This is a genomic window from Mesorhizobium sp. M7A.F.Ca.CA.003.01.2.1, assembly GCF_003998945.1.
Taxonomy (GTDB): domain Bacteria; phylum Pseudomonadota; class Alphaproteobacteria; order Rhizobiales; family Rhizobiaceae; genus Mesorhizobium; species Mesorhizobium ciceri.
Window position 1 is genome coordinate 1 of record NZ_RZRA01000776.1, and the last position, 2,789, is coordinate 2,789.

2 protein-coding genes and 2 pseudogenes are annotated in these 2,789 nt (G+C 65.3%); 3 read left to right on the top strand and 1 reads right to left on the bottom strand.

Annotated features, from left to right (window positions below; translation table 11 throughout):
- Nucleotides 1-346: pseudogene (locus EN969_RS25340) on the top strand (WD40 repeat domain-containing protein); the annotation flags it as partial.
- A gap of 6 nt (nucleotides 347-352) precedes the next feature.
- Here EN969_RS25340 and EN969_RS25345 read toward each other — a convergent pair.
- Entirely contained in the window at nucleotides 353-805 is a 453-nt protein-coding gene (locus EN969_RS25345) for a hypothetical protein (RefSeq protein ID WP_063169831.1), read from the bottom strand.
- Nucleotides 806-959: 154 nt separating this feature from the next.
- On the opposite strand from EN969_RS25345, the gene EN969_RS25350 reads away from it, so the two are divergent.
- Together EN969_RS25350 and EN969_RS25355 are read left to right on the top strand one after the other, a co-directional pair.
- Nucleotides 960-2,339, top strand: coding sequence for an aspartate aminotransferase family protein (locus tag EN969_RS25350; protein WP_127419491.1), 1,380 nt, complete (start codon nucleotides 960-962; stop codon nucleotides 2,337-2,339).
- Between the two features lie 11 nt (nucleotides 2,340-2,350).
- A pseudogene (locus EN969_RS25355) lies at nucleotides 2,351-2,789 on the top strand (glutamine synthetase); the annotation flags it as partial.

The window sequence follows — 2,789 nt, forward strand, 5'->3', positions numbered from 1 at the left end:
GTCGTGGAGCGTAAAGGGCAAGTGGCTTGCGAGTTCCGGCGCGCCGGCGGCGATCGTCTGGCCGTTTTCCGGCAAGGACGGGCCGATGGGCAAGGCACCGCTGGAACTCGGCACGCGCGGCAATGCCATGGTGACGGCTGTCGCCTGTCACCCGAGCCAGGATGTCGTCGCCGTCGGCTATGATGACGGCATGGTGATGGCGGTGCGTTTTGCCGACGCCAAGGAAGTGCTGTTGCGGCGGCCGGGCAAGGGCGCCATCACCTCGATGATGTGGGACAAGGAAGAACGCCGCGTCGCCTTCGGCAGCGCGGCAGGCGACTGCGGCGTCATCGACATCACGGCCTGACCCCGCTCACTCCGCTCCGCACGACACTTTGCCGCTGATTTCGACCGGTTTGCCGTCCTGGTCCGTATCCGCTGCGGCGTCGTAGATGGAGAGCGTATAGCTCCCGTCGTAGACGCCTTCGTCGCTGGTCCTGGTCAGGATCGTCAGTTCGACCGAGTTGATCTTTTGCGCGGCCTCGTGCTCACGATAGATGTTCAGCCGCAATTCCTTGCCGTCGAGCCAGTACTGCGTCAGGTTGGAATCCTCGAACACGGTCTTGCGCAGGCTGTCGCTGGCAGGCCGGCTCAGAATTTCGAGGTTGCCGCGAAAGTTGAAGGTCGGCCCGCCCATGCCTCTGGTGACGCCGGCCTCGACCTCGAATGTCGCCGCCGGGTCGTCGGTGGAGCACCAGATGCCGCCCGAGGCGAAGGCCGCGCTCGCCGACGACAGGTGCATCGCCACACAGATGACCGTCCTCATTACCCCTCCCCCTCAATTCCCGCTCATATTGGCGCCGACTTCGGCAGCACGGTCAAGCGCCGCCGCCAAAGGCTGAGCCAACGCAGGACAGATGCGCGGCCAATTGCGGATGCAGACACGGATTGGCTAAGAGGAATCGACCAGAGGGGTTTTCATGCACAGCGATATGTCCAAGACGTCCATCGGCGGCATCGGCCGCGACCGCATTGCCGATCTGCGCGAGACCGAGGGGGCAGCCTTCCGCAAGGCGCGGCCGCAATCTCAGGTAAAGGTCGGCAACGGCCTGCCCGGCTTCTTCGGCGGCGTGCCGATGCACTGGATGAACGACTGGCCGACGCCGTTTCCGATCCTGGTCGACAGCGCCAAGGACGCCACGATCACCGACATCGACGGAAACAAGCTCGACGATTTCTGCCTTGGCGACACCGGCTCGATGTTCGGCCATTCGCCGCCGCCGGTGGCGCGCGCCATCCGCCGCCAGGCCGGACGTGGCCTGACCTATATGCTGCCTTCGGAAGATGCGCTGGCCATCGGGCCGCTGCTGCAGCAGCGCTTCGGCCTGCCATTCTGGCAGATCGCGACGACGGCAACCGACGCAAACCGTTTTGCATTGCGCGTCGCCCGCGCCGTCACCGGCCGGGAGAAGATCCTTGTCTTCAACGGCTGCTACCATGGCTCGGTCGACGAGACGATGGTGCGGCTGATCGACGGCAAGCCCGTCAACCGGCCGGGATTGGCGGGCGAGTTCCGCGACCTGACGCGTACGGCCAAGGTCATCGAGTTCAACGACATCTCAGCACTCGAAGCCGCGCTTGGGGATAAGGACGTCGCCTGCGTCATCGCCGAACCGGTGCTGACCAACTCCTGCATGGTGCTTGCCGATCCGGGCTACCATGACGCCCTGCGCAAACTGACACGCCAAGCCGGCACACTGCTTCTGATCGACGAGACGCACACGATCTCGACCGGCCCCGGCGGCTACACGAGGAAATATGGTCTCGACCCGGACTTCTTCGTCCTGGGCAAGCCGATCGCCGGCGGCGTGCCGGCCAGTGTCTGGGGCATGAGCGACGACGTCGCCTCGCGCTACGCGGACTACAACAGGACCAAGGAGCCGGGCTATTCCGGCATGGGCACGACGCTCTCGGCCAACCCGCTGCAGTTCGCAGCGATGCGCGCCGCGCTTGAAGAGGTGATGACGCCGGAAAATTATGACCGCATGGATCACCTGGCGCGGCGGCTCGATGCCGGGTTGACCGGCGTGATCGATCGCTATCGCCTGCCCTGGCATGTTTCCCGTGTCGGCGCCCGCGTCGAGTTCATCTGCGCGCCCGGTCCGCTGCGCAATGGCGCCGAGGCGGAAGTGGCGCATGCGCCGGAACTGGAGGCCGCCATCCATGTCGCGCTGATCAATCGCGGCGTGCTGATCGCACCCTTCCACAACATGATGCTGATCTCGCCGGCGACCACTGCGACCCAGGTCAACCGGCTGATCACCGCCTTCGGCGCGGTTGCGGCAAAGCTTGGGGCATGAGACAAGCGGCGATGGACCATCCCAATGCCACAATGACCTCACCTTCGGGCTCGACATCCGCCGAGGCGCACGCCTTTCTCGACGCCCATCCCGAGATCGAAGCCTTCGATATCGTGCTGACCGACGCCAATGGCGTCGGCCGCGGCAAGATCGTGCGCCGGCATGAGCTGAAGAGCATCTTCGAGGGCGGCCGCCATATGCCGATCTCGATCCTGGGCCTCGACATCACCGGCGAGGATGTGCACGAGACCGGGTTGATCTGGACGACCGGCGACGGCGATCTCAGGGCATGGCCGATCCCCGGTACGCTGGTGCCGCTCTACGGCACGAGCCCGCCACGTGGCCAGCTGCTGATGGCGATGTACATGCTCGACGGCCGGCCGATGTCGTCGGATCCGCGGCTGGCGTTGGCTCGGCAAGTCGACATCCTGGCGGCCAAGGGCCTCTATC

What these genes read in the sequence shown, in the direction of transcription:
- EN969_RS25345 (WP_063169831.1), bottom strand. Translation starts at nt 805, where the DNA reads ATGAGGACGGTCATCTGTGTGGCGATGCACCTGTCGTCGGCGAGCGCG.
- EN969_RS25350 (WP_127419491.1), top strand. Translation starts at nt 960, where the DNA reads ATGCACAGCGATATGTCCAAGACGTCCATCGGCGGCATCGGCCGCGAC.